At 63.2% G+C, this 25,687-nt stretch carries 27 protein-coding genes; 14 read left to right on the top strand and 13 right to left on the bottom strand.

The features are described from left to right. Window positions 1-5 precede the first annotated feature (5 nt). Complete coding sequence (locus CTR53_RS08220) at window positions 6-707, bottom strand: CoA transferase subunit A (protein ID WP_290811143.1); 702 nt, start codon at window positions 705-707, stop codon at window positions 6-8. Window positions 708-1,114: 407 nt separating this feature from the next. Between CTR53_RS08220 and leuA the strand changes: the two genes are divergently transcribed. The 5 genes from leuA to CTR53_RS08195 all read left to right on the top strand — a co-directional run bounded on the left by leuA (window position 1,115) and on the right by CTR53_RS08195 (window position 6,012). After that, window positions 1,115-2,824 (top strand): 2-isopropylmalate synthase, encoded by a 1,710-nt coding sequence (gene leuA / locus CTR53_RS08215; protein ID WP_290811140.1) that lies wholly within the window; start codon window positions 1,115-1,117, stop codon window positions 2,822-2,824. A 158-nt stretch (window positions 2,825-2,982) separates the two neighbouring features. After that, complete coding sequence (locus CTR53_RS08210; protein WP_290811137.1) at window positions 2,983-3,522, top strand: SCP2 sterol-binding domain-containing protein; 540 nt, start codon at window positions 2,983-2,985, stop codon at window positions 3,520-3,522. Further along, complete coding sequence (locus tag CTR53_RS08205) at window positions 3,519-4,529, top strand: peptidase U32 family protein (RefSeq protein WP_290811134.1); 1,011 nt, start codon at window positions 3,519-3,521, stop codon at window positions 4,527-4,529. Before CTR53_RS08210 ends, CTR53_RS08205 begins: the two co-directional genes overlap by 4 nt. Beyond that, window positions 4,526-5,479, top strand: a complete 954-nt coding sequence (locus tag CTR53_RS08200; RefSeq protein WP_290811131.1) for a U32 family peptidase — start codon at window positions 4,526-4,528, stop codon at window positions 5,477-5,479. The genes CTR53_RS08205 and CTR53_RS08200 overlap by 4 nt, the downstream gene beginning before the upstream one ends. A gap of 194 nt (window positions 5,480-5,673) precedes the next feature. Continuing rightward, a complete protein-coding gene (locus CTR53_RS08195; RefSeq protein ID WP_290811128.1) occupies window positions 5,674-6,012 on the top strand; it encodes a P-II family nitrogen regulator in 339 nt (112 codons plus the stop codon). A gap of 193 nt (window positions 6,013-6,205) precedes the next feature. Here CTR53_RS08195 and CTR53_RS08190 read toward each other — a convergent pair whose 3' ends face one another. The 5 genes from CTR53_RS08190 to CTR53_RS08170 form a co-directional block, all read right to left on the bottom strand. Next, window positions 6,206-6,358, bottom strand: coding sequence for a hypothetical protein (locus CTR53_RS08190; protein ID WP_290811125.1), 153 nt, complete (start codon window positions 6,356-6,358; stop codon window positions 6,206-6,208). 232 nt (window positions 6,359-6,590) lie between these two features. Continuing rightward, window positions 6,591-7,520, bottom strand: a complete 930-nt coding sequence (locus CTR53_RS08185; RefSeq protein ID WP_290811121.1) for a zinc ABC transporter substrate-binding protein — start codon at window positions 7,518-7,520, stop codon at window positions 6,591-6,593. A 1-nt stretch (window position 7,521) separates the two neighbouring features. After that, window positions 7,522-8,397, bottom strand: a complete 876-nt coding sequence (locus CTR53_RS08180; protein WP_290811118.1) for a metal ABC transporter permease — start codon at window positions 8,395-8,397, stop codon at window positions 7,522-7,524. A gap of 5 nt (window positions 8,398-8,402) precedes the next feature. Beyond that, a complete protein-coding gene (locus tag CTR53_RS08175; RefSeq protein WP_290811115.1) occupies window positions 8,403-9,224 on the bottom strand; it encodes an ABC transporter ATP-binding protein in 822 nt (273 codons plus the stop codon). Next, the gene (locus tag CTR53_RS08170) at window positions 9,221-9,373 is read right to left on the bottom strand and encodes a hypothetical protein (RefSeq protein WP_290811112.1); all 153 of its coding nucleotides are present in this window, start codon (window positions 9,371-9,373) and stop codon (window positions 9,221-9,223) included. The genes CTR53_RS08175 and CTR53_RS08170 overlap by 4 nt, the downstream gene beginning before the upstream one ends. A 144-nt stretch (window positions 9,374-9,517) precedes the next feature. On the opposite strand from CTR53_RS08170, the gene CTR53_RS08165 reads away from it, so the two are divergent. Beyond that, the gene (locus CTR53_RS08165) at window positions 9,518-11,644 is read left to right on the top strand and encodes a transglycosylase domain-containing protein (RefSeq protein WP_290811109.1); all 2,127 of its coding nucleotides are present in this window, start codon (window positions 9,518-9,520) and stop codon (window positions 11,642-11,644) included. 10 nt (window positions 11,645-11,654) lie between these two features. After that, on the top strand, window positions 11,655-12,686 hold the full coding sequence (locus CTR53_RS08160) for an alpha/beta fold hydrolase (RefSeq protein ID WP_290811106.1): 1,032 nt from the start codon (window positions 11,655-11,657) through the stop codon (window positions 12,684-12,686). Between the two features lie 5 nt (window positions 12,687-12,691). Here CTR53_RS08160 and CTR53_RS08155 read toward each other — a convergent pair whose 3' ends face one another. Both CTR53_RS08155 and CTR53_RS08150 read right to left on the bottom strand, forming a co-directional pair. Beyond that, window positions 12,692-13,909: a multidrug effflux MFS transporter gene (locus tag CTR53_RS08155; protein WP_290811103.1), complete on the bottom strand. Its 1,218-nt coding sequence runs from the start codon at window positions 13,907-13,909 to the stop codon at window positions 12,692-12,694. A gap of 6 nt (window positions 13,910-13,915) precedes the next feature. Continuing rightward, complete coding sequence (locus CTR53_RS08150; protein WP_290811100.1) at window positions 13,916-14,542, bottom strand: M48 family metallopeptidase; 627 nt, start codon at window positions 14,540-14,542, stop codon at window positions 13,916-13,918. A 232-nt stretch (window positions 14,543-14,774) separates the two neighbouring features. On the opposite strand from CTR53_RS08150, the gene ugpB reads away from it, so the two are divergent. The 4 genes from ugpB (at window position 14,775) to CTR53_RS08130 (ending at window position 18,956) form a co-directional block, all read left to right on the top strand. After that, window positions 14,775-16,118, top strand: coding sequence for a sn-glycerol-3-phosphate ABC transporter substrate-binding protein UgpB (gene ugpB, locus CTR53_RS08145; RefSeq protein WP_290811097.1), 1,344 nt, complete (start codon window positions 14,775-14,777; stop codon window positions 16,116-16,118). A 71-nt stretch (window positions 16,119-16,189) separates the two neighbouring features. Further along, entirely contained in the window at window positions 16,190-17,071 is an 882-nt protein-coding gene (ugpA, locus tag CTR53_RS08140) for a sn-glycerol-3-phosphate ABC transporter permease UgpA (RefSeq protein WP_290811094.1), read from the top strand. A 460-nt stretch (window positions 17,072-17,531) separates the two neighbouring features. Continuing rightward, on the top strand, window positions 17,532-17,879 hold the full coding sequence (locus CTR53_RS21245; RefSeq protein ID WP_367158947.1) for an ABC transporter permease subunit: 348 nt from the start codon (window positions 17,532-17,534) through the stop codon (window positions 17,877-17,879). Window positions 17,880-17,888: 9 nt separating this feature from the next. Next, on the top strand, window positions 17,889-18,956 hold the full coding sequence (locus CTR53_RS08130) for a sn-glycerol-3-phosphate import ATP-binding protein UgpC (protein ID WP_290811091.1): 1,068 nt from the start codon (window positions 17,889-17,891) through the stop codon (window positions 18,954-18,956). A gap of 29 nt (window positions 18,957-18,985) precedes the next feature. Here CTR53_RS08130 and CTR53_RS08125 read toward each other — a convergent pair whose 3' ends face one another. Further along, window positions 18,986-19,399: a hypothetical protein gene (locus CTR53_RS08125; protein WP_290811088.1), complete on the bottom strand. Its 414-nt coding sequence runs from the start codon at window positions 19,397-19,399 to the stop codon at window positions 18,986-18,988. A gap of 117 nt (window positions 19,400-19,516) precedes the next feature. Here CTR53_RS08125 and CTR53_RS08120 point away from each other — a divergent pair, with 117 nt between their 5' ends. Both CTR53_RS08120 and CTR53_RS08115 read left to right on the top strand, forming a co-directional pair. Continuing rightward, window positions 19,517-20,491 (top strand): NAD(P)-dependent oxidoreductase, encoded by a 975-nt coding sequence (locus CTR53_RS08120; RefSeq protein ID WP_290811085.1) that lies wholly within the window; start codon window positions 19,517-19,519, stop codon window positions 20,489-20,491. 10 nt (window positions 20,492-20,501) lie between these two features. After that, window positions 20,502-21,620: a DegT/DnrJ/EryC1/StrS aminotransferase family protein gene (locus CTR53_RS08115; protein ID WP_290811082.1), complete on the top strand. Its 1,119-nt coding sequence runs from the start codon at window positions 20,502-20,504 to the stop codon at window positions 21,618-21,620. Here the strand turns inward: CTR53_RS08115 and CTR53_RS08110 are convergent, their stop codons facing one another. The 3 genes from CTR53_RS08110 to CTR53_RS08100 are packed head-to-tail and all read right to left on the bottom strand — an operon-like array spanning window position 21,621 to window position 23,621. Continuing rightward, window positions 21,621-21,926 carry an EamA family transporter gene (locus CTR53_RS08110; protein WP_290811079.1) on the bottom strand — a complete coding sequence of 102 codons (306 nt, stop codon included), beginning with the start codon at window positions 21,924-21,926 and terminating at the stop codon, window positions 21,621-21,623. Beyond that, window positions 21,892-22,905 (bottom strand): glycosyltransferase family 2 protein, encoded by a 1,014-nt coding sequence (locus CTR53_RS08105; protein ID WP_290811076.1) that lies wholly within the window; start codon window positions 22,903-22,905, stop codon window positions 21,892-21,894. The genes CTR53_RS08110 and CTR53_RS08105 overlap by 35 nt, the downstream gene beginning before the upstream one ends. Beyond that, the gene (locus CTR53_RS08100; RefSeq protein ID WP_290811073.1) at window positions 22,902-23,621 is read right to left on the bottom strand and encodes a class I SAM-dependent methyltransferase; all 720 of its coding nucleotides are present in this window, start codon (window positions 23,619-23,621) and stop codon (window positions 22,902-22,904) included. The genes CTR53_RS08105 and CTR53_RS08100 overlap by 4 nt, the downstream gene beginning before the upstream one ends. A 101-nt stretch (window positions 23,622-23,722) precedes the next feature. Here CTR53_RS08100 and CTR53_RS08095 point away from each other — a divergent pair, with 101 nt between their 5' ends. Continuing rightward, window positions 23,723-25,327 (top strand): hypothetical protein, encoded by a 1,605-nt coding sequence (locus CTR53_RS08095; RefSeq protein ID WP_290811070.1) that lies wholly within the window; start codon window positions 23,723-23,725, stop codon window positions 25,325-25,327. Here CTR53_RS08095 and CTR53_RS08090 read toward each other — a convergent pair whose 3' ends face one another. Beyond that, window positions 25,328-25,681, bottom strand: a complete 354-nt coding sequence (locus tag CTR53_RS08090; RefSeq protein ID WP_290811067.1) for an iron-sulfur cluster assembly accessory protein — start codon at window positions 25,679-25,681, stop codon at window positions 25,328-25,330. Window positions 25,682-25,687: the final 6 nt, after the last annotated feature.

Genomic DNA, 25,687 nt, shown 5'->3' with positions numbered 1-25,687 from the left:
CGTCTTCAGGCGCGCTTACGCACGGTGCGGTTTTCGATGATCTTGTTGTACGGCGCGCCACAGACGACTCGCTGCACATAGATGCCCGGCGTGTGGATGTTGTCGGGGTCCAGCTTGCCGGGTTCGACGATCTCTTCCACCTCGGCAATGGTGATCTTGCCGGCGGTCGCCATCGCGGGATTAAAGTTGCGCGCGGTCTTGCGGTAGATCAGGTTGCCCGCGGTGTCGGCCTTCCAGGCCTTGACCAGCGAGATGTCGGCGACCAGGCCGGTCTCCATGATGTAGCGCTCGCCGTTGAAGACGCGCTCTTCCTTGCCTTCGGCGATCAGCGTGCCGACGCCGGTCTTGGTGAAGAAGGCCGGGATGCCGGCGCCGCCGGCGCGGATGCGCTCGGCCATGGTGCCCTGCGGGTTGAATTCGAGTTCCAGTTCGCCGGCCAGATACTGCTTGGCGAAGATCTTGTTCTCGCCGACATAGGACGAGATCATCTTCTTCACCTGGCGCGTCTCAAGCAGCTTGCCGAGGCCGGCGCCGTCGACGCCGGCATTGTTCGACACGCAGGTCAGGTTCTTGACGCCGCTTTCCATCAGCGCGTCGATCAGCTTTTCCGGCAGGCCGCAGAGGCCGAAGCCGCCGCACATCACCATCATGTTGTCGCGGACGATGCCTTCCAGCGCCGCCTTCGCATTCGGGTAAACCTTGTTCATGCGCCCCTTCCCAAACTGGAGAGTTCGGCACCGGCCATTTACCATGCGGGCCCAAGTGCCTGAAACGCGGGGACATTACCGGCGCGTTTGCGCTGCGGCAACGGTCCACTTGACGCAGGCCGGCATGACTGGCAATTTGTTGGGGATATGAACAAAACCGCCCGCCTGAGCCTACTCCTTCTTAGCGGCCCGATCCTGTAAGCAGGGTCGGGGTCAGAAGAACGCGCCCAAGGGCGCAGGCTCAGTCTATCTCGCGGTTTGTCATGTCCATCTCATCCGAAAACCCTGTTTTCTCGCTCCTGCTTCGACTTACCAGCGGCCGCTGAACAGCGGGCCTCTGTCAGCGGCCATTCACGGCCCTTCCCTACAGTCGATATAAAATCCCTTTCGCTTCAGGAGCGAAGACCATGAATAAGATGAATTTCCACAAATACCGCCCGTTCGCGCCGATCAATTTACCCGACCGGACCTGGCCGAACAAAACCATCATCAAAGCGCCGATCTGGTGCAGCGTCGACCTGCGCGACGGCAACCAGGCGCTGATCGAACCGATGGGCCCCGAGCGCAAACTGCGCATGTTCGAAACGCTGGTGAAACTCGGCTTCAAGGAGATCGAGGTCGGCTTTCCCGCCGCCTCCGATACCGACTTCGCCTTCGTGCGCCAGATCATCGAAGAGAATCTGGTGCCGAAGGACGTCACCATCCAGGTGCTGACCCAGTGCCGGCCGGAACTGATCACCCGCACATTTGAGGCGCTGAAGGGCGCGCATCGCGCCATCGTGCATTTCTACAACTCGACCTCGACCCTGCAGCGCCGCGTGGTGTTCGGCCTCGACCAGGCCGGCATTACGAAAATCGCCACCGATGCCGCCGCCCTGGTGAAGGAACTGGCCGACAAGGCGCCGGAGACCGACTGGGTGTTCCAGTATTCGCCGGAAAGCTTCACCGGCACCGAGATCGATTACTCCATCGAGATCTGCGAAGCCGTGGCGGCGGTGATCAAGCCGACACCGCAAAAGCGCATGATCTTCAACCTGCCGGCCACGGTGGAGATGAGTACGGCGAATATCTACGCCGACCAGATCGAGTATTTCCTGCGCAAGGTGAAGAACCGCGATAGCATCATCCTCTCCCTGCATCCGCATAACGACCGCGGCACCGGCGTGGCAGCAGCCGAACTCGGCGTGATGGCCGGCGCCGACCGCGTGGAAGGCACCCTGTTCGGCAACGGCGAGCGCACCGGCAATGTCGATGTGGTGACGCTGGCAATGAACCTGTTCAGCCAGGGCGTCGATCCCGAACTGGATTTCACCGACATCACCTCGGCCGCCCGCACAGCCGAATACTGCAACCAGCTGCCGGTGCATCCGCGCCATCCCTATGTGGGCGAACTGGCCTTCACGGCCTTCTCCGGCTCGCACCAGGATGCGATCAAGAAAGGCATGACGGCACAGGGCCAGCGCAACGATGGCGTCTGGGAAGTGCCCTATCTGCCGATCGATCCGGCCGATGTCGGGCGCGCCTACGAGCCGGTGATCCGCATCAACAGCCAGTCCGGCAAGGGCGGCATCTCTTATGTGCTGGAAACCGATTACGGCCTCGAACTGCCGCGCCGGCTGCAGATCGAGTTCAGCCAGGTGATCCAGCGCATCGCCGACGGCACTGGCAAGGAGATCAGCCCGAAGTTGATCTGGGATACTTTCGAGAGCGAGTATCTGACCCAGCCGCAGGGCCGCTTCAATTTCGGCAGCCACCGTACCCTGCCCGATCCGCATCAGAGCGAACGCCGCAGCCTGACCGCCCAGTTGAAGGACGGCGGTAAGGCGATAGACCTGCAGGGCCAGGGCACCGGGCCGATCGACGCCTATATCGACGCGATCAATCGTCATGCCGGGATCCAGATCAACCTGATCGACTACCGCGAACATGCCATTGTGCCGACCGCCACCCCGTCTTCCGATGGCAAGGGGAGCGGCGCCTCCTCGGAAGCCGTGGCCTATGTGGAGATCAAGCGGGGCGACGGCACCACCCTGTTCGGCGTCGGCCGCGACCGGAATATCGTCGCCGCCTCGCTCAAGGCGGTCACCTCGGCAGCCAATCGCCTGCTCGCGAACTGATCGCGAGTCGCGATCAGCTATCTGCCGAAGATCTAAAGGGAGGCGGGCCTGCAGAGCCCGCCTCTTCACTTAGGTCGATCTTGTTTGACCCACGTCAACGACGGCGAGACGTCGCGATCCTAACCACGCTGGCAGTCGTGTCAGCACAGGAGCGCATCGTGAGTTTTGCCGAACGACCGGTGCGCCTGCTGCTACTGCCGGGTCCGCGCCATCTGGCAGAGGCCGTGCTCAACCGTCTGGCCAGCCTGCTGGCGCGGCGTCACGCCGGTATGCTGGACCGCCTCTCGAATTTCGCCGGCGCCACCTGCCTGATCGTACCGTGCGACCTGCCGGCGGCCTTCCTGCTGACGCTGCAACCGGCGCCACAACCGCCGCGGCTGGAGCTGGTCGATGCGGCAGCAACCGAAGCGCGGGCAACGATCCGCGCCGATCTCGCCACCCTGCTGCAGTTGCTGGAAGGCCGCATCGACGGCGATGCACTGTTCTTTTCCCGCGACCTGACCGTCGAAGGCGACATGGAAGTGGTGGTGGCCCTGCGCAATGCCGTGGACGATGCCAGGATCGACCTGATCGACGATGCTGCCGCCGCCTGCGGACCGCTTGCCACCCCTGTCGAGCGGCTCGGCCGGCGACTGAGCGGCACGGCGGCACGGCTGCACCACCATCTCTCTGCCGCGATCCTGGGGGCGCGCGCATGACCGCACCACTGGAACTGGTCTGCCCCGCCGGCACGCCGGCCGCTTTGCGCGACGCCATCGATGCCGGCGCCGATGTGGTCTATCTGGGTTTCCGCGACGAGACCAACGCGCGCAATTTCCCTGGCCTGAATTTTAGCCGGCCCGAGCTGCGCGACGGCATCGGCTATGCGCATCAGCGCAGTCGCGAGGTGTTCGTGGCCATCAATACCTATGCCGCCGCCGGCAACCAGGCACCCTGGCATCGCGCCATCGACGATGCCGCGGCCCTGGGCGCCGATGCTGTGATCGTCGCCGATATCGGCCTGCTGGATTATGCCGCAGCGAAACATCCCGGCTTACGCCTGCATCTGTCGGTGCAGGCCGCGGCCTCGCATGCCGAAGCGATCCGCTTCTACCACGAGGCCTTCGGCGTGCGCCGCGTGGTGCTGCCGCGCGTGCTGACCGTGGCCGAGATCGCGCAGCTGACCAAACAGATCCCGGTGGAGACTGAGGTATTCGCCTTCGGCGGCATGTGCCCGATGGCGGAGGGCCGCTGCTCGCTGTCATCGTATGTCACCGGCCAGTCGCCGAACCGTCAGGGCGTGTGTTCGCCGGCGAGCCACGTGCGGTATGAGCATCGCGGCGAGGATCTGGTTTCCAGTCTCGGCGGATCGACCATCAACATTTTCGACAAGACCGAAAAGGCCGGCTATCCGACGCTGTGCAAGGGACGGTTCGCGGTCGGCGGCACCTATGCCGACTACCTGTTCGAGGAACCGACCTCGCTCAGCACCGGGGAAATCCTGCACGACCTGGTCAGAGCCGGCGTGAAGGCGCTCAAAATCGAGGGCCGTCAGCGCGGTCGCGCGTATGTCGCAGAGGTGGTGTGCCAGTTCCGCAGCCTGGTGGATGCCATGGCGAGCGGCACGACCGCCAATGCCACGACTGCCAATGCCGTGGCGGCGCTGCGCCAGCTTGCGGAAGGCCAGCAGGAGACCTCCGGCGCCTACAGGAAAGGCTGGCGATGAGCATTCAGACGAATCCCGTACCGAAACTCACCCTGGGTCCGGTGCTGTTCCACTGGCCGGCGGAGCGGATGCAGGATTTCTACGCCCGCATCGCCGACGAGGCTCCGGTCGACATCGTCTATCTCGGCGAGATCGTCTGCTCGAAACGCGCGCCGTTCTTCGATCCCCTGCTGCCCGACATCATCGAGCGGCTGCAGCGCGGCGGGAAAGAGGTGGTGCTGTCGTCGCGCGCGCTGGTGATGACGGCCCGCGAGGCGCGCCTGGCGGCGCAGCAGATCGACGGCGCCGGCGAAACCGGCTTCGCCGTCGAAGCCAACGATCTGGGCGCGGTCCGCCAGCTGGCCGGACAGCCGCATGTGATCGGGCCCTATGTGAATGTCTACAACGAAGGCACGTTGAACTATCTGGTGCGACAGGGCGCGGTCAGGGTCTGCCTGCCGCCGGAACTGCCGGGCGAGACCGTCTCCGCACTGGCAGCCGCCGCGCCGGTACCGCTGGAAGTGCTGGCCTTTGGCCGTATGCCGCTGGCGATTTCAGCGCGCTGCTTCCACGCCCGGGCCGAAGGACTGCATAAGGATTCCTGCCGCTATGCCTGTGGCGCCGATTTGGACGGTCGTACCGTGCATACGCTCGACGGCGAAGCCTTCCTGGCGATCAATGGCACGCAGACCCTGTCGCAGACCTGCCTGAATCTGATCGGCGAGTTGCCCGGACTGATGGCGGCCGGCATCCGGCATTTCCGCCTGTCGCCGCAGGCTCTGGATATGGTGGCGGTCGGCCGGCTGTTCCGCGCCGTGCTGGATGGCGACATGCCAGTGGAGCAGGCCGAGGCCGGACTGGCCGCGCTGGCTGGCGATCTGCGCTTCTCGAACGGCTTCATTCATGGCCGCGAAGGACGGGCCCTGCTCACAGCCCGTCACGGTGGCGCAGCCTCGCAATCCGCTGCCTGATTTTTCAGCAAAGGGGCCGCGTTTCGGGCAGACTCCCGGAATGCGGCCTTTTCTGTCGCTGCCGACGATGGCTAAAGTGGGTCCGGACTCGGGGCCAGCCGACCGGCATGGTTCTTGAAAGGTAACACTGGCGACGCCGTGCCGTGCGGGCATCAGACCCGGCCAGCGGCCAACAACGCTGAGGAGTGAGACACATGAAACTGGTCATGGCAGTCATCAAGCCATTCAAGCTCGACGAAGTGCGCGAGGCGCTGACAAGCCTCGGCGTCGAGGGCCTGACCGTCACTGAGGTAAAGGGGTTCGGCCGGCAGAAGGGCCATACCGAAATCTATCGCGGCGCGGAATACGCCGTCAGCTTCCTGCCGAAGGTCAAGATCGAGGTGGCGGTGAAGTCCGCGCTGGCCGATCGCGTGATCGAGGCCATCCAGAATGCCGCCAAGACCGGCCAGATCGGCGACGGCAAGATCTTCGTGGTCGATCTGGAAAAGGCGCTGCGCATCCGCACCGGCGAGACCGACGACGACGCGCTGTAAGAGATTTCCGTTTTCAACACACGGCCCGGCGGTCGCAGGATCGCCGGGCCGTTCTGTTTTGGAACGAAGCCCCTCACCCTCCCGCTTCGCGGGTCCCTCCCTCTCCCGCTTGCGGGAGAGGCGCGTGGACTGCGAAAGCTCCAGTGGGGCTTTCGCGGGCGCCCACTGCGGGGTGAGGGTCTTTGCTTTCACATCAGCAGTTCGTGCCGCCGCCCGGGCAGGTCTTGTAATGACCCGGCTCGGTGGTTACCGGCACGCGCGGCGGCGGCGGTTCGCCCACATAGCAGGCCGTTAGCAGCGGCGCGGTCATCGAGAGCGTGAAGAGAACCAACATCGTGCGAAGCATGGGGAGGCATCCTTCTTGTTGCATCCTAGCTGAACCGCCATGACAGGCTCCGGTTCCCTGCTCTTACAACCCGACGCCGCCTTAATACTGCGAAAAACAAAGGCGTGGGTGGCCGGGACAAACCCGGCCATGACAATATAATTTTTCATCCAAAGCCCGTCATGCCCGGGCTTGTCCCGGGTATCCACGTCTTGAGTTCAGTCGGCACAGATCGGCTGCGAGTCATCGCGGCTCAGTCCCGCTTCATCGCCTCGACGAGGCGCGTGATGTTCAGGCGATACATCTTTACGAAGCTGTCGGCCTCACCGCCGGGCGGCGACAGCGCATCGGAATAGAGCCTGCCGCCGACCTTCACCTTGGCCTCGCGCGCGATCTGCTCGATCAGGCGCGGATTGGCGATATTCTCAAAGAACAGCGCCTGCACATTCTCGCGCCTGATCTGGCGGATCAGGCGGCCGACTGCTTCGGCCGAGGCCTCGGCTTCGGTGGTGATGCCCTGCGGCGCCATGAAGGCGATCCGGTAGCGCGCGGCGAGATAGCCGAAGGCATCATGCTGCGTGATCACCTTGCGCTGCGCCAACGGCAGCTTGCCGACTTCCGCCTCCGCCCAGGCATCGAGTGCGCGCAGTTCGGCGGCATAGGCAGCGCCACGCGCGCGATATCCCTCGGCATGGGCCGGATCGACCGCCGCCAGGCCCTGCGTGATATTGCCCACATAGGCCTGCATGCGGGTCAGGTCGTGCCACAGATGCGGATCGTCGATCCTGCCTTTGCCGGATTTGCCATGATCGTGCCCATGATCGTGATCGGCGCGCAATGCGAGGGGCGCAATGTCTTCGCTCGCCACGATGCGCCGGCCCCTGAAGCCGGACGCCGCCACCAGGCGGTCGAGCCAGGGTTCGAAATTCAGGCCGCTCGCCACCAGCACATCGGCATGGGCGACGGCGCGTGCATCGCTCGGCGTCGGCTGGAAGACATGCGCGTCCGCCATCGCCGGCACCAGCGTGACGACCGTGATCTGCTCGCCGCCGATCTGCGCGACCATATCGGACAGGATCGAGAAGCTGGCGATCACGCGCAGCTTTGGCTGTGCCCCAGGTTGCGCATGGGCGGGTGCTGCAATCAGGAATCCGAACAGACAGACCGCGATCAGACGCAGCATATCACGCTTCCAGATGGCGACCGCGATGCCAGAGCAGCACCAGGCCATGCCGGCCGAACACCAGCGACAGGACATAGGCCGCGCCGCCGAGCAGCACGACGGAAGGGCCGGACGGCAGATCGGCATGATACGACAGCAGCAGGCCGCAATAGGCCGACAGCATGGCGATCAGCACCGCCACCAGCATGCCGCTGACCAGCGAACGGCACCAGTAACGCGCCGCCAGTGCCGGCAGCATCATCAGGCCGACCGCCATCAGGCTGCCGAGTGCCTGGAAGGCCGCGACCAGATTGACCACGACGAGGCCGAGGAAGATGAAGTGATAGAGCGTGCCGCCGCCGCGCTGCACGCTGCGCAGGAATTCCGGGTCGAAACCGTCGGCCAGCAGCGGACGGTAGATGATCGCGAAAATCAGCAGGGTGAGACTGGCGACCGCGCCGAGCAGCAGCAGCGCCGGGTCATCGACTGCCAGCACCGAGCCGAACAGAATCTGCATCACATCGACCGCCGACCCGCGGGTGGAGATCAGCGTGACACCGAGCGCGAGTGCAATGAGATAGAAGGCCGCGAAACTGGCGTCTTCCCGTTGGTCAGTGGCGCGGGTGGCAGCGCCCGCCAGCAATGCCACGACCAGCCCGGCGATCACGCCGCCGATACTGATGGCGGGCAGCGAGAAGCCGGCGATCAGGAAGCCGACAGCTGCACCCGGCAGGATGGCATGGCTCATCGCCTCGCCGAACAGGCTCATGCGGCGCAGCATCAGCACCACGCCAATCGGCGCGCTGCCGAGCGCGAGCGCGCAGCAGGCCACCAGCGCGCGGCGCATGAAGGCGAATTCGGCAAAAGGCCCGAAGAGAAAGTCCGCGACAGCGGTCATGGATGTCAGGCCGCGTGGGTGTGGTCGTGATCGTGGCCGTGATGATGATGGCCATGATCCGACGATGGATGCTCATGGGGCAGGCAGAGCGCCGCATCCTCATCCCAGGATTCCGCCATCTGGCGCGCGGCCAGCTGGTTTTCCGGCGTCAGCACGTCATCGATCTTGCCCCAGGCGATCAGCCGGCGCGCCAGATAGACGGCGTCGGGGAAATGCTGCCGCACCATCTCGAAATCATGCAGCACAGCGATCACGGTGCGCTTCTCAGCATGCCAGCGGCGCAGCAGCGCCAGCAGGTCAGCAATCGTGCGGGCATCCAGCGCATTGAATGGTTCATCCAGCAGAATCACGCGGGCATCCTGCACCAGCACGCGGGCGAACAGCGCGCGCTGCGCCTGGCCGATAGACAGCGTGCCAAGCGGTCGCTGCTCGAAGCCTTCGAGGCCTACGGCACTGAGGGCTGCGCGGGCCGCTTCGACCCCCTGCTTGCCGATGCGGCCGAAAGCACCGGCACGCTGCCAGTGGCCAAGCAGCACCAGTTCCAGCACCGAAATCGGGAAACTGCGGTCGAGGCTCGACTGCTGCGGCAGGAAGGCGATGTCGCGCTGTCGGAGCGGGCCGCGTTCGATGCTGCCGGCGGACACCGGCAACTGGCCGACAATGGCTTTCAGCAGGGTGGATTTGCCGGCGCCATTCGGGCCGAGAATGGCAGTGAGCGAGCCGGGCGCGAAACGACCGCTGACATGATGCACCGCCGGATGGCGGTCATAGGCGACCGTCACATCCCGTAGAGCGATCTCGCCGGCGACGGCAGCGACGCGGGTCATGGCTCACCACTCCCAAAGGCCCACCAGATGGCGGCCCAGAGCAGCGCCAGCACCGGCAACAAGGCAGCCATGCGTAGACCGATGCCGGCGGTGAGGACGGCAATCGGCAGGTCGAAGGCGGGCTTTGGCTGGCGACTGGGCATGGGCATCGGTTTCGAGATGTTATCTTATAACATACAATCTTCACCTCCCGTCAACCCACCCTGCCCTAAACCGGTCACATTCCGCTGCCAAACCCGCGCCATCAGCCGGCAGGGCCGGAATTTTCGTGTGAAACCCGAGTTTGTACCGCCATGGCCCGTTCGCCACGCCGCAGCACTGCCCCGAAGAAATCCACCTCGTCCCGAGGCAAGGCCGCAACGCGAGGGGGCTGGCTGAGACGCCTGTTTCCGGTCCGCGGTTCGGGCAGCCTGCTTGGCCGCCTCGGCAGCCTGGCCGCCGTGATGGCGATCTGGGGCTTCGTGGTGATCGGCGCGCTGTTCGCCTGGTATGCCTACGACCTGCCGGATTTCGACGAGCTTTATATCGTCGAGCGCAAAAGCTCGGTGACGCTGAAGGCCGCCGACGGCACGGTGCTGGCCACCTATGGCGATCTCTATGGCGAGTGGCAGTCGCTGAAAAGCCTGCCGCCGCAGTTGCCGCAGGCGCTGATCGCCACCGAGGATCGCCGCTTCTATTCGCATTTCGGCATCGACCCGCTCGGCCTCGCCCGTGCCGCCTACGCCAACCTGCGCGCCGGCCGCACCGTGCAGGGCGGCTCGACGCTGACGCAGCAGCTCGCCAAGAACGTCTTCCTCAGCCCGAACCGCACGCTGAAACGCAAAGTGCAGGAGCTGATGCTCGCCTTCCGGCTCGAACATCGTTTCAGCAAGGACCAGATCCTGGAGATGTATCTGAACCGCGTCTATTTCGGCGCCGGCGCCTATGGCGTGGAAGCTGCCGCACAGCGCTTCTTCGACAAGCCGGCCAGCAAACTGTCGCTGGGCGAGTCCGCCATGCTGGTCGGCCTGCTGAAGGCACCGTCGAAACTGGCGCCAACCGGCAACATCAAGTCGGCGCAGCACCGCGCCGCCCAGGTGCTGCGCAACTTGGCCGAGGCCGGCTACATCACGCCGGAAACCGCCGAGACTGCGATCTCGAAACCGACACAGCTGGCACGCTCGCGCCTGCCGCTGCCCAATGCGCGCTACTTTGCCGACTGGGCGGTGGAAGAGGTCTATCAGCTGGTCGGCCGCGACCGGACCGACCTCACCGTCTACACCACGCTCGACAGCCGCCTGCAGGGCACGGCCGAACGCTCGGTCGATACCGTGCTGGATCGCGAGGGCGAGAAACAGGATGTCGGCCAGGCCGCCCTGGTGGCGCTGGCACCCGACGGTGCGGTACGCGCCATGGTCGGCGGCCGCGACTATCTCGACAGCAGCTTCAACCGCGCGACGCAGGCACGGCGGCAGCCCGGCTCGGCCTTCAAGCCGATCGTCTTCCTCACTGCACTGGAACAGGGCATCCGGCCGGATGATCAGTTCGTCGACGGACCGATTGAGATCGGCGGCTGGAAGCCGCGCAATTACGACGGCCAGTACCACGGCACCATGACGCTGCGCGAAGCAGCAGCGCGGTCGATCAACACCGTCGCTGTTCAAATCGATGAAAAGGTCGGCCGCGACAAGGTGATAGAGACCGCCCGTCGCCTGGGGATAACCAGCGACCTGAAGCCGCATCCCTCGCTGGCGCTTGGCTCTTTCGAGGTCGGCGTGCTGGAACTCACCGCGGCATATGCTGCTTTCGTGAACGGCGGTTATGCGGTACAGCCATACGGGGTGATCGAGATTCGCGATGCACAGAACAACGTTCTGTTCCGTCGCCAGAACGGGGGAGCTTACGCGCATATGGTCGGCGGCGAAGCGCTTGGCGATCTCAACGACCTGCTGCGCGGTGTGGTCGAAACCGGCACCGGCCGGGCCGCCCGCATCGGCCGCCCTGCGGCCGGCAAGACCGGTACGACCTCGGATTACCGCGATGCCTGGTTCGTCGGTTATACGCCCGACCTGATCTCCGCCGTCTGGGTCGGCAACGACGACAATTCGCCGACGAAAAAGGTCACCGGCTCCGGGCTGCCGGCGCAAATCTGGCGCGGTTTCATGACCGATGCCCTGAAGGGCCGTCCGGTCAGCGATCTGCCGCAGGCGCCGAGCCGCAATTTCTCCCTGCCGTCGCTGTGGGACCGCATTGTCGGTTCCTTCGGCGGCAGCACGCCGGCCCAGGCGCGGTCGTCCTCGCCGGTACCGCCGCCGCCACGCAGCCACATCGAACCGGCCACGCCGGCGGCGAACGAACCCGCAGCGCGGGTGACGCCGCAAGGCCAGAGCACCGAACCGCAGATGATCTGGCAGGTCGGTCCGCAGCCCGTACGTCAATGAGGCTGCGCCAGTGATACGACTTCGACTGGCCGGCCTGCTGCTCGCCCTGACACTCTGCATACCGAATGCGCATGCAGAGGGCGTGGTGAACCAGCAGATCAGCTTCACCTCGAACGATGGCGCCGTGCTGGCCGGCACGCTGACCATGCCGGGCGGCGTGGTGGAGAAAGTGCCCGCACTTGTGCTGCTGCAGGGCAGTGGCCCGACGGATCGCGACGGGAACCAACCGCCGGTGATGCGCACCGATCTTCTGCGCCAGATCGCCGAAGCACTGGCGCAGAAAGGCATCGCCTCGCTGCGTTACGACAAGCGCGGGATGCATGCCAATGCTGTCGGACTTCCCGCTGATCCGAAAGACTATGCCGCCTATTTCAACTGGCAGCATTTCGTCGACGACGCCTATGCCGCCTATGCCTTTCTGCGTTCACAGTCGAGCGTCGATCTCAACAAGGTCGGCCTCGCCGGCCATTCCGAAGGCGGCATGATCGCGCTCGATCTGGCGCATCGGCTGCAAGACAGGGAAAAGCCGGTTGCACTGCTGCTGCTTTCCACTGCCGGCCGGCCGCTCGACGTGATCGTGCGCGAACAGCTGGAACGCCAGCTCGGATCGCTCAAGCCGGCGCAGAGGCGCGCCTTCCTTGCCGAGAATGACCGCGTGGTGCGCGAAATCCGCGCGACCGGCAAGGTGCCGGAGAAACTGCCGCAGGCACTCAACGGTCTGTATCCTTCCTACAGCGGCCCGTTCTGGCAGGCGCAGCTCAGGCTCAATCCGGCCGAGCTGGCGCAGCGCTATACCGGCCCGGTGATGATCGTGCAGGGCGACGCCGATACGCAGATCTCGGCCGAACGCGATGCTCTGGCACTGGATCGCGCGCTGCAGACACGCAGCATGGACGATCACGCGCTGGTGCTGCTGCCGCGTACCAGTCACAACCTGAAACGCCTTCAGGACGACAAGGATCAGGGTTTCGAGGGCGAGATCGATCCGGCGCTGACCGACCGCATCGCCGTCTGGCTGCTCAGCAAGACCGTGACGCCCTAAAGCGACTAAGCGATCCGCCGCACGATCAGCAGATAACTGAGTAACGTCGCCAGTCCCATGCCGGCCAGCGCGTAACTGAGCGGCAGCGCCGTCTCGTTCAGCGCATGTCCCACACCAATGCCGCCGATGGCGGCGAGCGACATCTGCGTGAAGCCCATCAGCGCCGCCGCCGAACCGGCCATCTGCGGAAACGGTTGCAGCGCGCCGGCCTGGCCCTGCGGCATGGTCAGCCCGACACCCATGGCGAACACCATCATCGGCGCGATCAGGCTGAGCCAGTGCCATTGGGCCTGCAACATCCACATCATCGTCTGCAGCAGCGCTACTGACACGCCGCCGGCCGCACAGGCGGAGACGCCGATCAAAAGCATGCGGTCGATGCCGAGCTGGCGCGTCAGCCGAACACCGAGGAAGCCGCCGGCGATATAGCCGATCACGATCAGCATGAAGCAATAACCGAACACGTATTCATCGACGCCGAACACCGTGCGCAACGTGAAGGACGAGCCGGAGATGAAGGCGAACAATCCGCCATAGGCAAAGGCAACGCAGAGCGCATAGCCGCGGAAACCACGGTTGCGCAGCAGGATGCCGAAATTGCGCAGCATCGGGCCGACGCGAGTGGCGAGCGGATTGCGGTGCCGATTGCTTTCCGGCAGCAGGGTCAGCACGCAAAGCCCGAGCGCCAGACCAGCCGTCGCCATGGCGTAGAAGTTGGCCTGCCAGCCGAACCAGACATGCAGATAGCCGCCAATGATCGGCGCCACCGACGGCGTCAGGCCCAGCACCATCGCCATGATGGACAATGCATGCGCGGCTGCGGCGCCTTCATAGAGATCGCGGGCGATGGCGCGGCCCAGCACCACGCCGGCGCAGGCGCCCAGCGCCTGGATGAAACGCCACAGGATCAGCCATTCGATGCTGCCCGCAAAGGCGCAGCCGATCGAGGCGAGCGCGAATAATGCAATGCCGCCGAGCAGCACCGGACGGCGGCCGAAACGGTCCGACAGCGGACCGTAGACCAGCTGCATCACGGCAAAACCCGCCATGAAGGCACTAAGCGTGAGCTGCACGGTGGCCATGTCGCTGTCATACAGCGTGACCAGTGCCGGCAGCGACGGCAGATACATATCGGTGCTGAGCGGCCCGAGCGCGGTGGCGCAGCCGAGCAGGATCACTAGCGCAGTCGAGTCACGCGCCAGCGGCCGCTGCAGGTTTTTCATGGCCGGTCAGCCGTGCAGGTGCAGGGCGGCGCCATGACGGCGCAGCCAGGCGCGGGCGGTGCGCAGATCCTGCTCGCTGCCAAGCAGTCGCGCACAGAGAGACCAGAAGGAGTCGCTGTGATCCATATGCTTCAGATGCGCCACTTCATGCGCCACCAGATAGCGGCCGATGGCCGGCGGGGCCAGCAGCAGGCGCCAGGAGAAGGACAGGTTGCCATGCGCCGAGCAGCTGCCCCAGCGGCTCTGGGTATCGCGTACGGTGACGCGCCGTACCTCCACGCCGATACTGGCCGCCATATCGCGGGCGGTTGCGGCGAACTCCTCCCGGGCCCGGCGCTTCAGCCAGTCGCGCAGGCGGCGCGGCAGATGCTCGCTGCGGCCGGCGACATGGATTTCGTCCTGCTCAACCCAGACCCCGCCCCGGCCGGCCGGCCGGTGGCGGATGATGTGCGGCGCACCATACAGCGGCAGGACCGCACCATCCTGCCAAGGCTGGCTTTCCGGCCTTTCTTCCTGCCGGGCAAGAATCCAGTCGACCTGCTCGGTGACGAATTGCTGCCCGGACTTCAGGCTGGCCCGAGTCGGCAGCACCAGGATGACCGCACCATCCCTCGGCATTACACGCAACAGCATACGCCGCGCCCGGGAATCACGCTTCACTAGAAACGGAAAGCTCTGCGCGCCGACTTTCAGACTGTCAGAACCAATTTCCACAGCCGAAATGGCAGAATAAGGCTTGGTCAATACCCGCCCCTTGTCATATAACCGTAACAAATCTTACGTGCGAACGTCATCGTAGGAACCATAAAAACGTCGGCCACCCCCCGACTCTGGGCGGATTTTCTTTAGCACTGGAGACTGAACAATGAAATCGACAGGGAAACTCGCGCGTACTGCGCTCGCGCTATTGGGCGGCACTGCCGTAGCCATCAGCGCATCCGGCGCCTGGGCGCAGGACAATCGCATCGAGCTGCAGTGGTGGCATGCGATGAGCGGCGCCCTGAACGAGCGCGTGAATGAAATCGCCGAAGGCTTCAACAAAGGCCAGGACAAATACAAGATCATCGCGGTCAACAAGGGTAGCTATCCAGAAACCCTGACCGCCGCCATGGCCGCTTTCCGCGCCGGCAAGGGCCCGCATATCGTGCAGGTCTTCGAAGTCGGCACCGGCACGATGATGGCCTCGCGCGCCGCCATCAAGCCGGTCTACGAGATCATGTCGCAGAACGGCTTCAAGTTCGATCCAGGTTCGTATCTGAGCGCTGTAACCGGCTATTACAGCACCTCGGACGGCAAGATGCTGTCCTATCCGTTCAATTCCTCGACTCCGGTGATGTATTACAACAAGGACGCCTTCCAGAAGGCCGGCCTTGACCCGAACAAGCCGCCGAAGACCTGGCAGGAATTCGAACCGGTCCTGAAGAAGCTGAAGGCATCGGGCAGCACCTGCCCGTTCCAGACCAACTGGCAGACCTGGATCCAGCTCGAGAATTTCTCGGCGCTGCACAACGTGCCGTTTGCCTCCAAGTCGAATGGCTTCGATGGCTTCGATACCGAGCTGAAGTTCAACAGCCCGCTGCATGTCCGCCACATCACCACTCTGGCCAACTGGATGAAAGAAGGCCTGATGGTGTATGGCGGCCGCAAGAACGAGGCGAATGCCAAGTTCATCTCGGGCGAGTGCGCCATCCACATGGAGAGCTCGGGCGGCTACGCTTCGTTCTCGCGTGGTGCCAAGTTCAAATGGGGCATGCAGATGCTGCCATACTATTCGGACGTTCAGGGCGCTCCGCAGAATTCGATCATCGGCGGCGCGTCTCTGTGGGTACTCGGCAAGCACAAGCCGGCCGAATACAAGGGCGTTGCCCAGTTCTTCGACTACCTGTCGGCGACCGAGAATCAGGTCTGGTGGCACAAGAATACCGGCTACCTGCCGATCACCACGATGGCCTACGAAACCACCAAGGCGCAGGGCTATTACAACGCCCATCCGGGTACGGAAGTCCCGGTGCAGCAGATGACGCTGAAGCCGCCGACGTCCAACTCCAAGGGCCTGCGCCTGGGCAACTTCGTCCAGATCCGCGACGTCATGGACGAGGAGCTGGAAGCGGTCTGGTCGGGCAAGAAGTCGCCCAAGGAAGCGCTTGATACTGCCGTGGACCGCGGCAACCGCCTGCTCCGTCAGTTCGAACGCGACGCCAAGCGGTAATGGGTTAATTCCCCTCTCAATGGAGGCCCGCGCCTTGACTTTACAGGGCGCGGGCTTTTTCTATGGCCCCGATGGAAAAACGAGTCGTCTTTCAGAATAAGTTTCTGCCGTATCTGCTGGTCGCCCCGCAGCTCGCGATCACGATCATCTTTTTCTTCTGGCCCGCCAGTCAGGCCATCGTGCAATCCGTGTTGCGCGAAGACGCCTTCGGCACACGCAGCTATTTCGTCGGACTGGAAAATTTCATCATCCTGTTCGAAGACGATTACTACCTCCATTCCTTCCAGATCACGGCCCTGTTCAGCTCGCTGGTCACCACGATCGGCCTGAGCCTGTCGCTGTTTCTCGCTGTCACCGCCGACCGCCTGGTGCGCGGCACGACCGCATACAAAACCCTGCTGATCTGGCCCTATGCCGTTGCGCCCGCCGTGGCCGGCGCCCTCTGGGGCTTTGTCTTCCTGCCCGGCCCCGGCGTTCTTGCTTATGTCCTTGAGCGGGCCGGCATCGACTGGAATTTCCAGCTCAACGGTGGACAAGCAATGTTCGTTGTCGTCGTCGCCGCAACCTGGAAGCAGATATCCTACAATTTCCTGTTCTTCCTGGCGGGACTCCAGTCAGTGCCGAAATCCCTGATTGAAGCAGCAGCCATCGATGGCGCCGGACCGATCCGCCGGTTCTGGACCATCATTATGCCGCTACTGTCGCCGACACTGTTCTTCCTCATTGTCGTCAATGTGGTCTACGCCTTCTTCGATACGTTCGGCGTGATCCACTCACTGACCCGCGGCGGCCCGGCCAAGGCCACCGAAGTGCTGGTCTACAAGGTCTGGTATGACGGTTTCGAAGCCCAGGATCTCGGCGGCTCGTCGGCTCAGTCGGTCATCCTGATGGTTATCGTGATCGCCCTGACCGTGGTCCAGTTCCGCTATATCGAGCGCAAGGTTCATTACTGATGATCGAGCGCCGCCCCGTCGCCAATGCCTTTGGCCACATCTTCCTGATAACGACGATCCTCATCGTCGCATTCCCGATTTATCTGGCCGTGATCGCTGCCTCGCATACCATCCAGGATGTGTCGCAGACGCCGATGCCGCTGCTGCCTGGCGCGGAATTATTCACCAATACGGCCCGCGCGCTGTTCGATGGGCCGCAGATGATTGGCGTCAGCGGCGCCACACCGGCCCTGGTGCTGATGAAGAACAGCCTGATCATGGCGATCGCGATTGCCGTGGGCAAAATCATCATCTCGCTGCTCTCGGCTTTCGCGATCGTCTATTTCCGCTTCCCGCTGAAGAATTTCTTCTTCTGGATGATCTTCATCACCCTGATGCTGCCCGTCGAAGTGCGCATCATTCCGACCTACAAGATTGTCGCGGACCTCGGTNNGCCACTTTCCTGTTCCGTCAGTTCTTCATGACGGTACCTGACGAACTGGTGGAGGCCGCCCGCATCGACGGTGCCGGCCCGATGCGGTTCTTCTGTGACGTGCTGGTTCCCTTAAGCCGGACCAGCATTGCGGCCATGTTCGTCATCCAGTTCATCTATGGCTGGAACCAGTATCTCTGGCCGCTACTGATTGCATCGGACTACCAGTACCAGACCATTGTGCTCGCGATCGGCCGCCTGATGCGCGCGCCCGACGCCTTCTATGAATGGCCCGTCGTGATGGGCATGGCCGTGCTGGCCTTGCTGCCTCCGGTTCTGGTGGTCGTGCTGATGCAGCGCTGGTTCGTCAAAGGCCTTGTTGAAACCGAAAAGTGAGCGCCCCTCATGGCGAAAGTCACGCTGAAAGGCGTTAAGAAGAACTATGGCCCGGTAAAGGCCATCCACGGCGTCGACATGGAGATCAAGGATGGCGAGTTTATCGTCATCGTCGGTCCGTCCGGTTGCGGCAAATCTACGCTGCTGCGCATGGTTGCCGGGCTGGAAGCCATTACTGAAGGCCAGATCCTGATCGGCGACCGCGTCGTCAATGATGTCGAACCGGCCGACCGAGACATCGCCATGGTGTTTCAGAATTATGCGCTCTATCCGCATATGAGCGTGTATCAGAATATGTCCTACGGCCTGCGCATCCGCGGCATGGACAAGGGCGATATCGAGAAGCGCGTGCAACGCGCCGCCGAGATCCTGCAGCTGCAACCCTATCTGCAGCGCAAGCCGCGCGAACTCTCAGGCGGTCAGCGCCAGCGCGTCGCCATGGGCCGCGCCATCGTGCGTGAGCCCAGCGTATTCCTGTTCGACGAACCGTTGTCGAACCTGGATGCCAAGCTGCGCGTGCAGATGCGCCTGGAAATCAAGCGGCTGCACCAGCAGCTCGGCGTCACCTCAATCTACGTGACGCATGACCAGGTCGAAGCGATGACGCTGGCCGACCGGCTGGTGGTGATGAATCTGGGCCGCGCCGACCAGATCGGCACGCCGGGCGACGTCTACAATCAGCCCGCCACCACCTATGTCGGCGGCTTCATCGGTTCGCCGGCGATGAACTTCCTGAAATGCCGCATCGATAGCGCCAAGGCTATCCTGGACGACGGAGTCAGGCTGGCGCTGCCCGGTGGCTGGACCGCGCCGGCGGGCAATTACACGCTCGGCATCCGCCCCGAGACCATGCGCATCGCGCGGCCGGGCGAAACGCCGGATCTGCATCTTGATGTCGACGTGGCCGAGGAGTTGGGCGCCGACACGCTGCTGCACGGCAAGATCGGCGGCCAGGACATCGTCGCCCGCGTGCCGAGCCATGCCGGCTATCACGATCATTCCAGGCCGGGCCTGATGGTGGATATCGCCCGCGCCCATCTGTTCGATGGCGACAGCGGCCTGCGCGTGGCGGTGTAAGCCACCGTTACGGCGCCAGATTGCAGCACCTAATACAGCTGGATAGTTCCGAGATAAGAACCGGAGACGTTCAGATTCGGGCGCGCTTCTTCGGCTGTGCGGCTTAATGCCGAGCAGCTGTAGGTCGCCCGCACCGGCGCCGAGAGCGAGCAGGAATACAGATCGGTGGAGTTATAGAAGAGCTGCGGGTCGCCGCAATGTTTCTGTACGAAGGCGAGAATCTGCTCGGGCTTATGACTCAGCCGGCTGTAGCAGAGCGAGAAATAAGGCCGGCCAGTCATCGAGTTGTTGGCCGTTGGCAGCAAGCCGACTTCGTAATTGCTGCCGTCGCCTGGCAGCCGACGACCCAGCATATAGGGCTCGTCCGCCACCACGCCGCAACCGGTCAGCCCCAGCAGGAGGGCGACCGCAAGGCGGCGCTGCCATTTCCGTTTCAGCATCATTGCGCCACTTTGCCGCGATGGCCCGTTGACAGCAAGCCTGCCTCCTGTCAAATCCGCCTCATTTCAGGCATAATCCGAGGCAATCGTCTGGCATTGCCAACACAACTGGGTGACTTGATGTCGTGGCGCGGCAAACCGGTGATTGTCACCGGCGGTATGGGATTTATCGGCTCGAATCTGGTGCGTCGCCTGCTTGAAGCAGGGGCGGAGGTCACTGTGATCGACCGCATGCTGGCGCAATATGGCGCCAACCCGTTCAATCTGTCGGGCCTGGGCCTGACCGAGCTGATCGAGGCCGATATCGGCGCCGAGACGGCGATCTTCGAAGCCATCGGCAAGGCTGCGGTGATCTTCAATTTCGCCGGCCAGACGTCGCATATGGATTCGATGAAGCAGCCGCTCGAGGATCTGCGGCTGAACCAAGAGGCCAATCTGCGGTTCCTGGAACTGATCCGCCGTATCAATCCGCAGGCCCGCTTGATCTTCAGTTCGACCCGGCAATTCTATGGTCCGCCACACTACCTGCCGGTCGATGAAAAGCATCCGATCGCGGCGCCCGATATCAACGGCATCCACAAATATGCCGCCGAATCCTACCACATGCTCTATGCCCGCGTGCATGGCATGCGCACGACCGCCTTACGATTGACCAACGTATTCGGCCCCCGTATGCGCATCCGCGACGCCAAGCAGACCTTCCTGGGAATCTGGATCCGCCATGTGCTCGAGAATACCCGCTTCGAGGTCTGGAGCGGCGAGCAGAAGCGCGACTTCACCTATGTCGACGACCTGATCGATGCCGTGTTGCTGGCCGCCGAGACCGACAGCACAATCGGGCAAATCTACAATATCGGCGGCTGCCCGCCGATGTCGCTGCTCGAACTGGCCGAACTGCTGATCAAGGTGGGCGGCAGCGGCGGTTTCGATCGCAAGGAATTCCCGGCCGAACGCAAGAAGATCGACATCGGCGACTACATCGCCGACGATGCCGCTTTCCGTGCCGCTACCGGCTGGGTGCCGAAGACATCCCTGGCCGATGGCCTGAAGCAGACTCTTGAATTCTACCGCGGCAATGCCGCGCATTACCTGTGAGAGCCCTAAGATGATTCCTCAGACCAATCCAAAGGCGGCCTATCTCGCCCAGCGCGACGCCATCGATGCCGCGATCAAACGCGTGCTGGAAAACGGCTGGTACATCCAGGGCGAGGAAGTGGCCGCTTTCGAGAAGGAATTCGCCGCCTATACCGGCGCGAAACATGCGGTGGCCTGCGCCAGCGGCACCGATGCGCTGATCCTGGCGCTGCGCAGCCTCGGCATCGGTTCGGGCGATGCCGTGGTTACCGTGTCGCATACCGCGGTGGCGACTGTCGCCGCTATCGAGCTGGCGGGAGCAACCGCGGTGCTGGTGGATACCGACGAGCACTGGACCATGTCGGCGCAGGCGCTGGGAGCCACGCTGAAGGCCTGGCCGTCCGGCGCGCCGAAGCCGAAGGCCGTCATCCCTGTGCATCTCTACGGCCAGCCGGCGGCGATGACGGAAATCGCCGCGATTGCCGAACGTTACAATTTGATCCTGCTGGAAGACAACGCCCAGGCGCACGGCGCCGTGCTGAACGGCAGGATGGTCGGCCGCTGGGGCAAGGCAGCAGCCTATAGCCTCTATCCGACCAAGAATCTCGGCGCCATAGGCGACGGCGGCATCGTCACCACCGACGACGATGTTGTGGCCGAAATGCTCCGTGCCCTGCGGGAATACGGCTGGCGCGAGCGCTATATCAGCGCCATTGCCGGCATGAACAGCCGGCTCGATCCGCTGCAAGCGGCGATCCTTCGGGTGAAGCTCACGGCATTGCCTGCAGATACCGCACGCCGCCAGGCGATTGCTGCGCGCTACAGCGCTGGCCTCGCCGGCCTGAACGGTCTCGTTTTGCCGAAGATCCGCGCGGGTGCGGCACCCGTCTATCATCTCTATGTCGTCGATGCCGGCGCGCGCCGCGATGAACTGCAGACAAAGCTGAAGGAAAAAGGCATTGGCACGCTGATCCATTATCCGGTGCCGGTGCATCTGCAGCCGGCCTATCAGGGCAAGATTGCCCTGGGGACCGGTGGCTTGCCGAATACCGAACGAGCAGCGAAAAGCGTGCTCAGCCTGCCGCTTTTCCCGCAACTGCCCGACAGCGATGTCGATACGGTCATTGCCGCGGTGAAAGCCGTCTGGTGATTACGCGGTTCGCGCGATCAGGAAGACGCCGCAGCAGACCAGCGCGATGCCGGCCAGCTTGGACATGGTGATCGGCTCGCCATAGAGCCAGAAGCCGAGCAGCGCCACCAGCACGTAGGACAGCGACACGCTCGGGAAGGCCACCGAGATCGGAATTTTACGCAAAGCATACATGTAGCAAAGCGCCGCAGCGAAATAGAGCGCCAAGCCGATGATCGACTGCGGCGCGAGGAATTGTTGCAGCAGCGTTTCGCCACTNNATAATACAAGGTCATGGCTGGATGCTTCCCTTGTTGGCGCGCTCATTGCGCTGCACGTCGCGCACAATGAATTGCGGTTTCTTGTTCACGGTGAGGAACAGCCGGCCGAGATATTCGCCGACCAGCCCGAGCATGATCAGCTGCACGCCTGCGAGTAGCAGAATTGCCGCCATCACCGAGGCATAGCCCTGCGGCGTGCGGCCGCCCAGTGCTTCGATCAAGATGACCAGGAAAACTAGCAGACCGAGACCTGCCATCACGAAGCCGACCAGCGTGCCGATACGCAGCGGCATTACCGAGAAATTCAGGAACATCGACATGAACAGCCGCACCAGGCGGCGGATCGTGTAGTTGCTGCGTCCTTCCGCGCGCGGCAGGTGCTGCACCTGCAGCCGACCGATCTTCTGCGTCACCTGCATGATCAGGCCGTCCACATAAGGGAACGGCCCGGTATGCTCGAGGATATTGCGGGCGACGAAAGCGCTCATGCAGCGGAAGCTGGAGAGATAGAGCCCCTTCGGCTTGTCGAGCAGCTGGTCGGCGCACCAGTTTGTGAAACGGCTGCCGAGGTTGCGCCAGGCGGCATGCTGCTTGTCGGCATAGTAGGTGTAGACAACGTCGTAAGCGTTATCCTTCGCGTAGCGCCAGAGTCGCAGGACCTCCTCGGGCGGATTCTGCAGATCGTCGTCCATGTTGATGATGTATTCGCCGCGCGCCTGGCTCAGGCCTGCCATCACGGCGTTATGTTCGCCGAAATTGCGTGCCAGGTTGACCACGGTCAGCGCGACCGAATTCTGCCTGCACAGTTCACGGCAGACATCGAGCGAATTGTCAGGGCTGCAATCATTGACCAGCACGATCTCATGCCCGCCGGGCACCTCCAGCTTCGCCAGCGCCTCGACCAGTGTCGGCACGCTGGTGGCGCCGTTGTAGACCGGCACGACGATGGACAGTGCAAAGGCGGGGGTGGCAGCAATGCCAGATTCGCTGGTAACGCCGCTTTGCATGACTGTGTCCTGCTTCATGGTTTCTTCGCCTCGATCCAGACCGAACCACCGAACGGCAGCCGCAAACCGATATCGGCAAGCTGCCGCTCGACCGCCGTGACAGTATAGAACAGGCGATCCTGCCAGGCGGGGAAGGGTTTGACGTCGCTGCCCTCGCCCCCGGATTTGCCGGCGGCCAACCGATGCAGCAGCATTAACGGAAACAGCAGGCTGTTCCAATAGCCACCTGTGATGGCCATAAAGCCGGCAGCCGCTACGCGATTGCGCGCCAGCCGGAACGTATAGCGCCGCTTGTTGTGGACATGGACATCATGCGCCGACGCCATCCACTGATAGGCCGGCAGGTTGAGCAGCAGGATGCCCCCCGGCCGGAGACAGCGATGGAACTCCGTCAGCGCCGCCGTCTCGTCCACGGCGGCATGGCACAATACGTCGGCGCTGACGATGGCATCGAACTGGCCGGATCCGTAGGGCATGGTATTGACGCTGCCGACCTGCAGCTTGTCCGGGTCGCGGCTAGGCGGTAGCTTCGCGCGAGCCAGCGCAGCCGCCTCGGCGTCGTATTCCAGCCCCTGCAGATCGAGATCGGGCCGCAGGGCAGCCAAACGGGCCAGCAGCCCGCCGGTGCCGCAGCCGGCATCCAGGAGGCGTGCCCCGGGCGGCAGGGCAAGCCGGCCCAGCAGATGCGCATGCAGGGCGCGATACCACCACATGGTCGCTTCGAGCACCGCCATCCGGTGGTATTCCACCCGTTCCATTCGCCGTTACCGGTTTTCCATTTGATTTCTATGTAAGTGAATGATTTACCAAGACGACCTAGGTTAAGCCAGTCCCAATGTCCGACCCCGCCACGAACACCAGCCATAATCCCCAGGACGCCGCGCTCCGTCGCGGCTGGGACTGGCCGCGCCTGCTGCACGGCCTGGTTCTTGCCGTATGCGCATTGTGGCTCATCGGCTACTTCTTCCCGCCGATCAACCACGATACCGCCGTCCTGCTCTATATCTCGAAAAACTGGCTGAACGGCGCGCGACTCTATGTCGATGCCATCGACATGAACACGCCGCTGGTCTTCGTCGTCCATCTGCTCCCCGAGCTGATCGCCAAGCTGACCGGGATGCAGGGCACGACTGCGCTGGTCGGCCTGCTGGGCCTAGGGATCGCCGCGTCCTTCATCACTTGCCGTAAGGTGCTGGCGGCCAGCCTCGATCCCGCCCATGCCACCGCCGATGCGCTGCTGCCGCTGCTGCTGCTGTTTCTGCTGATCGTCTATCCGAATGGCATGTTCAGCCAGCGCGAACACATGATGCTGGTGCTGGCCATGCCTTATCTGCTGGTGGCCAGCGGACGGGCGGATGGAGAAAACCTCTCCAACCGCCTGAAGATCGCCACTGGCCTGATGGCTGGCGTCGGCTTTGCCATGAAGCCGTATTTCTTAGGCATACCGCTGTTCATCGAACTCTATATCGTCAGCCAGATTACCCTGCGGCGCAACTTGGCCGATCCGGCTCCTTGGTCGGTCTTCGCCGTCTGCGTCGCCCATGCCCTCTTCGCCATCATCGTCACGCCGGAGTATTTCACTATTGCTCTTCCGCTGGCGCGCGCCTTCTACAGCGAAGTCGGCCAGTGGAGCATGATCGACCTGGCGCTAAGTGCCAACCTCGGCCCGCCGACCTTCATCCTGCCGCTGCTCGGCATCGCTGCCTTCCTGGCAGTACGCTCGCATATGGCCCGGGTGATCTTCCTGGCCGGCATCGGCGGGCTGCTGTCGGGCTATGCGCAGGGCAAGGGCTGGCCCTATCATGCTCTGCCAGCCCAGGCGCTGACCCTGCTGCTTGCCGGCGTCATCATCTCGCATGTGATGGACCATGTCGTCTGGCCCAAACGCAGCGATACCCGGCCAGCCAAGCTGTTTGCCGCCGCCCTGATGCTGCTGATCTTCTATCAGGAAGGCCTGCACAGCCGGCCGTTCTTCAAACAGCTCGATTATCGCGGCTCCGAACTGCAACGGCTCATGCATGTGGTGAAACAGGAGGCGCGTAACAACAAGATCCTCGTCTTGTCGCCCGGCATCTATCCGCATTTCCCCATGCTGAATTACCTCAACATGAAAATGACCATGCGGTTCGAGAGCATGTGGCTGCTGCAGGGTGCCTATTCCGACTGCGAGGAGCTGGCACCGCTGTATAGTCCGCCCGAGGCGATGAGCCGGGCCGAGGAATTCGTCTTCCGCAGCGTGGCGGAGGATTTCTACAAGAAAAAACCGTCGCTGCTGATTGTAGACAACGTGGCCGGCATTCCACGCTGCCAAGGCGAGGCGTTTAACTACCTCGATTACTTCTCGCGCAATCCACTGTTTGCCAAGCGGTTCGAGGATTACGACCGCACGCTCGACCTCGACCGCTACACGATCTATCGCCGCAGGGACGGTCTCAAGTAATCAGACGTGGAAGCTTTCGCCGCAGCCGCAGCGGCCTTTTTCGTTGGGGTTGCGGAAGACAAAGCCGGACTGCAGCTTGTCCTCTTCCCAGTCGATCTCGGTACCGAAGATATACATCTGCGCCTTCGGTTCGATCAGAACCGTGACGCCCTTGTCTTCCACCACCTCGTCGAACTTCTCCTTCTCGGTGGCATACTGGATGTCGTAGGAGAAGCCCGAGCAGCCCTTGGTCTTGATCGCGATACGCAGGCCGATCACCGGCTTGTCCGACTGCGCGATCAGCGTGCGGACCCGCTCGGCTGCCGCATCGGTCAGCGTGACAGGTTTGAATTTCGCGACGGCAGTCATGGCCATTCGTTC

This window comes from Ferrovibrio sp. (assembly GCF_002796975.1).
Classification (GTDB): domain Bacteria; phylum Pseudomonadota; class Alphaproteobacteria; order Ferrovibrionales; family Ferrovibrionaceae; genus Ferrovibrio.
Note: the sequence above shows the minus strand (reverse complement) of the source record. Positions and strands in the feature narration are given on the sequence as shown.

Coding starts and splice junctions, on each gene's coding strand:
- CTR53_RS08185 (WP_290811121.1), bottom strand. CDS start 7,520: ATGCTGCGTCTGATCGCGGTCTGTCTGTTCGGATTCCTGATTGCAGCA.
- CTR53_RS08205 (WP_290811134.1), top strand. CDS start 3,519: ATGACCGCACCACTGGAACTGGTCTGCCCCGCCGGCACGCCGGCCGCT.
- CTR53_RS08195 (WP_290811128.1), top strand. CDS start 5,674: ATGAAACTGGTCATGGCAGTCATCAAGCCATTCAAGCTCGACGAAGTG.
- leuA (WP_290811140.1), top strand. CDS start 1,115: ATGAATAAGATGAATTTCCACAAATACCGCCCGTTCGCGCCGATCAAT.
- CTR53_RS08170 (WP_290811112.1), bottom strand. CDS start 9,373: ATGCCCATGCCCAGTCGCCAGCCAAAGCCCGCCTTCGACCTGCCGATT.
- CTR53_RS08180 (WP_290811118.1), bottom strand. CDS start 8,397: ATGACCGCTGTCGCGGACTTTCTCTTCGGGCCTTTTGCCGAATTCGCC.
- CTR53_RS08125 (WP_290811088.1), bottom strand. CDS start 19,399: ATGATGCTGAAACGGAAATGGCAGCGCCGCCTTGCGGTCGCCCTCCTG.
- ugpA (WP_290811094.1), top strand. CDS start 16,190: ATGGAAAAACGAGTCGTCTTTCAGAATAAGTTTCTGCCGTATCTGCTG.
- CTR53_RS08200 (WP_290811131.1), top strand. CDS start 4,526: ATGAGCATTCAGACGAATCCCGTACCGAAACTCACCCTGGGTCCGGTG.
- CTR53_RS08165 (WP_290811109.1), top strand. CDS start 9,518: ATGGCCCGTTCGCCACGCCGCAGCACTGCCCCGAAGAAATCCACCTCG.
- CTR53_RS08155 (WP_290811103.1), bottom strand. CDS start 13,909: ATGAAAAACCTGCAGCGGCCGCTGGCGCGTGACTCGACTGCGCTAGTG.
- CTR53_RS08130 (WP_290811091.1), top strand. CDS start 17,889: ATGGCGAAAGTCACGCTGAAAGGCGTTAAGAAGAACTATGGCCCGGTA.
- CTR53_RS08190 (WP_290811125.1), bottom strand. CDS start 6,358: ATGCTTCGCACGATGTTGGTTCTCTTCACGCTCTCGATGACCGCGCCG.
- CTR53_RS08095 (WP_290811070.1), top strand. CDS start 23,723: ATGTCCGACCCCGCCACGAACACCAGCCATAATCCCCAGGACGCCGCG.
- CTR53_RS08220 (WP_290811143.1), bottom strand. CDS start 707: ATGAACAAGGTTTACCCGAATGCGAAGGCGGCGCTGGAAGGCATCGTC.
- ugpB (WP_290811097.1), top strand. CDS start 14,775: ATGAAATCGACAGGGAAACTCGCGCGTACTGCGCTCGCGCTATTGGGC.
- CTR53_RS08105 (WP_290811076.1), bottom strand. CDS start 22,905: ATGAAGCAGGACACAGTCATGCAAAGCGGCGTTACCAGCGAATCTGGC.
- CTR53_RS08150 (WP_290811100.1), bottom strand. CDS start 14,542: ATGCTGTTGCGTGTAATGCCGAGGGATGGTGCGGTCATCCTGGTGCTG.
- CTR53_RS08090 (WP_290811067.1), bottom strand. CDS start 25,681: ATGGCCATGACTGCCGTCGCGAAATTCAAACCTGTCACGCTGACCGAT.
- CTR53_RS08115 (WP_290811082.1), top strand. CDS start 20,502: ATGATTCCTCAGACCAATCCAAAGGCGGCCTATCTCGCCCAGCGCGAC.
- CTR53_RS21245 (WP_367158947.1), top strand. CDS start 17,532: ATGACGGTACCTGACGAACTGGTGGAGGCCGCCCGCATCGACGGTGCC.
- CTR53_RS08120 (WP_290811085.1), top strand. CDS start 19,517: ATGTCGTGGCGCGGCAAACCGGTGATTGTCACCGGCGGTATGGGATTT.
- CTR53_RS08100 (WP_290811073.1), bottom strand. CDS start 23,621: ATGGCGGTGCTCGAAGCGACCATGTGGTGGTATCGCGCCCTGCATGCG.
- CTR53_RS08175 (WP_290811115.1), bottom strand. CDS start 9,224: ATGACCCGCGTCGCTGCCGTCGCCGGCGAGATCGCTCTACGGGATGTG.